Source organism: Phaeodactylibacter sp. (genome assembly GCF_022763345.1).
Lineage (GTDB): Bacteria > Bacteroidota > Bacteroidia > Chitinophagales > Saprospiraceae > Phaeodactylibacter.
In genome coordinates this window covers 1-2,719 of record NZ_JALEGS010000088.1, presented here as the reverse complement: position 1 = coordinate 2,719, position 2,719 = coordinate 1, and the positions used below count along the sequence as shown (strand labels likewise).

Genomic DNA, 2,719 nt, shown 5'->3' with positions numbered 1-2,719 from the left:
TCAACAACCTGCTCATTCAGGGCGGGGGCGATATCTGTGCTTCCCTGCTCGTGGCGGGCGCACAATTCCAGGTGGAAGAATGCCCCTGCACAGCGGAGGCAGGCACCCTGACCGCCGATAGCGACAATTGCCTCGACGGAGACGCTGAGCTGATTGCGGCAGAAGACACCGCGCCAACTGTACCGGCCGGGTACGAAGTCCTCTACGTGCTCACTTCCGGCAATGACCTTGTTATTCAGGATGTCAGCGATACGCCACAGTTTACCGTGACCGAAACCGGGCTATTCACCATCCACACCCTCGTGTACAACCCGCTGACGCTAGACCTCAGCATCGTAGAGTTTGGCGTGACCACTGGCGTGGACGTGAACGGTTTATTGGTACAGGGAGGAGGTGATATTTGTGCCGCGCTGGACGTAGCTGGAGCAGTATTCCAGGTAGAACCTTGCCCCAGCCTGCTGGAGAACGCCCCCTACCCTAATCCGGTTTCTGATCAGTTATACCTACCGGTAGCAGACTGGATGGTTGGTTCTAATCTGACCATTCACCTCAATGATGCCAATGGCAAACTTGTGCGTGAGATTCAGATTGAAGAGGCCAATGCCCTGGAGGTGATTGATATGCGTCAGATGACGCCGGGTGGATATACTCTTATCGTTTACCATTCCGATGGCACCCGTGGCATGGTACGCCGCATTATTAAAATGTAGTCGTGATTAAATAGAATTTCATCAACAGCCTCCGTTACACAGCGGGGGCTGTTGCTTTTTGGGGATGGCATAAGCGTACAGGATCGAGAAACCTTTGATCCTTTGATTCTACCGATCTCAATGTGTACCATGTCCTTTACCCGGATTCGAAATACTCAATTTCCGGAAAAGGCCAATTATCGGGCATTAGGTCCACCTGCCTGTTTGACAATTTGCCCTTTACTGAGTATATTTAAACGATGACAAAGCGCAAAGGACAACATACTGGCATGCACCCTGCCTTAGAGCAGCCCAGGTACTTCCCTGACCTGCACGCCTCTCTGAGTGTGTACATACGGGATTGGCTGGCACCCCGCCTTCCCGAGCGCTACTCCATTTCCGTGGAGCGCGGGCTGTCCATGACAGATGAATCCGGAGCCGCTAAGCAGTACCGGCCGGATGCCAGCATTGACCAAGTCAAATCGCCTGAAGCGCCTTATGCGGATGCTATAGTAGTGCAACCACCCTCCTTTTCGGTGGAGGTTTCGGGCCAACCCCAACGGCATGTAGCCATACGGGATGAAGGTGAAAGCTTGGTCACGACCATCGAAATCCTTTCTCCTGCCAATAAAACGGGAGCGGGCTACGAGGACTTCCGCCGAAAGCAGGAACTGCTTGCCCAAAAGGGCATTCACCTGGTAGAGATTGATTTGCTAAAGCAAGGCAAGCGCCGTTGCCGGGACGGGCGGGTCGATCAGGCCGATTATGTGATGACGGTGCAGCGCGCTGGGAGTAGGCATGCCAATGTATGGGCCGTAGCTCTTGGAGATGCCCTGCCTGTTATTCCTGTTCCTTTACTTGCTCCGGATGCAGATGTGCCCCTGCCATTGGAGTATATTTTGCAGGAATATTTGGAGAAGAGTGGGCTGGGGAGGCGATTGGAGTAGCCTATTACGGTCTCCAAAATGAAACGTCTTTCGTCAGATCAGGTTCTTGACTATCTGCCCTGTACTGAGTATATTTATGCTATGACAAAGCGCAAAGGACAACATACGGGCATGCACCCTGCCTTAGAGCAGCCCAGGTACTTCCCTGATCTGCACGCCTCATTATGCGTGGATATCCGGTATTGGCTGGCCCCAAGCCTTCCCGAGCGTTACACTATTTCTGTGGAACGCGGGCTGTCCATGACGGATGAATCCGGCACCACTAAGCAGTACCGCCCGGATGCCAGTATTGACCGGGCCGAATCGCCTGAAGCGCCCTATGCGGATGCCATAGTAGTGCAACCACCTTCCTTCTCTGTGGAGGTTTTAAGCCAACCCCAACGGTATGTAGCCATAAGGGACGAAGACGAAAAATTAGTCACTACCCTTGAAGTGCTTTCTCCTGCCAATAAAACGGGGGACCGTTACGAGGATTTCCGCCGCAAGCAAGAGCGGCTTGCCGAAAAGGGTGTCCACCTGGTGGAAATTGATTTGCTGACAAAAGGCAAACGCCGCTGGCGGGACGAGCGGGTTGACCAAGCCGATTATGTGATGACTGTGCAGCGTGCCGGGAGCCGCCTCGCCAACGTCTGGGCAGCCACTTTGGGAGAACCCCTGCCTGCCATTCCCGTGCCCTTGCTTGAGCCCGATGCGGATGTACCGCTGCCGTTGGAGTATATCCTGCAGGAGTATTTGGAGAAGAGTGGGCTGGGAAAGCGATTGGGGTAGCATGGCGCAACATCACCTGCTAATGAAAATTAAGAGAAACAGAATACTTTATCTTTTCTTTATTATCTCTACGATTGCACTTGGGCTGGCATCAAGGGCTGCATTTATTCCTGAACTCATCTACCCCTATTTAGGGGATGTATTTTATGCATTAATGATTTTCTGGATACTCGGCTTTCTATACTGACGATTAAGTGGTTTGCCACAGCATACCTAATTAATGTCAGATGCTATGTTTAGCATCTGAGCAAGTTCTTTGAAAATTTCATAGATTAGCACTACCAAAGGAGGTTATGCTTTCGAGCATGATCATCC

Annotated in this window: 3 protein-coding genes; all 3 read left to right on the top strand. The window is 52.1% G+C overall.

Annotated features, from left to right (window positions below; translation table 11 throughout):
* Positions 1–710, top strand: a 710-nt coding sequence (locus MRY86_RS22640) for a T9SS type A sorting domain-containing protein (protein WP_366145573.1), incomplete at its 5' end; no start/stop codon positions are given.
* A 239-nt stretch (positions 711–949) separates the two neighbouring features.
* Positions 950–1,636, top strand: coding sequence for a DUF4058 family protein (locus MRY86_RS22635; RefSeq protein WP_293571961.1), 687 nt, complete (start codon positions 950–952; stop codon positions 1,634–1,636).
* Between the two features lie 81 nt (positions 1,637–1,717).
* Complete coding sequence (locus tag MRY86_RS22630; protein ID WP_293571960.1) at positions 1,718–2,404, top strand: DUF4058 family protein; 687 nt, start codon at positions 1,718–1,720, stop codon at positions 2,402–2,404.
* Positions 2,405–2,719: the final 315 nt, after the last annotated feature.

What these genes read in the sequence shown, in the direction of transcription:
- MRY86_RS22635 (WP_293571961.1), top strand. Translation starts at nt 950, where the DNA reads ATGACAAAGCGCAAAGGACAACATACTGGCATGCACCCTGCCTTAGAG.
- MRY86_RS22630 (WP_293571960.1), top strand. Translation starts at nt 1,718, where the DNA reads ATGACAAAGCGCAAAGGACAACATACGGGCATGCACCCTGCCTTAGAG.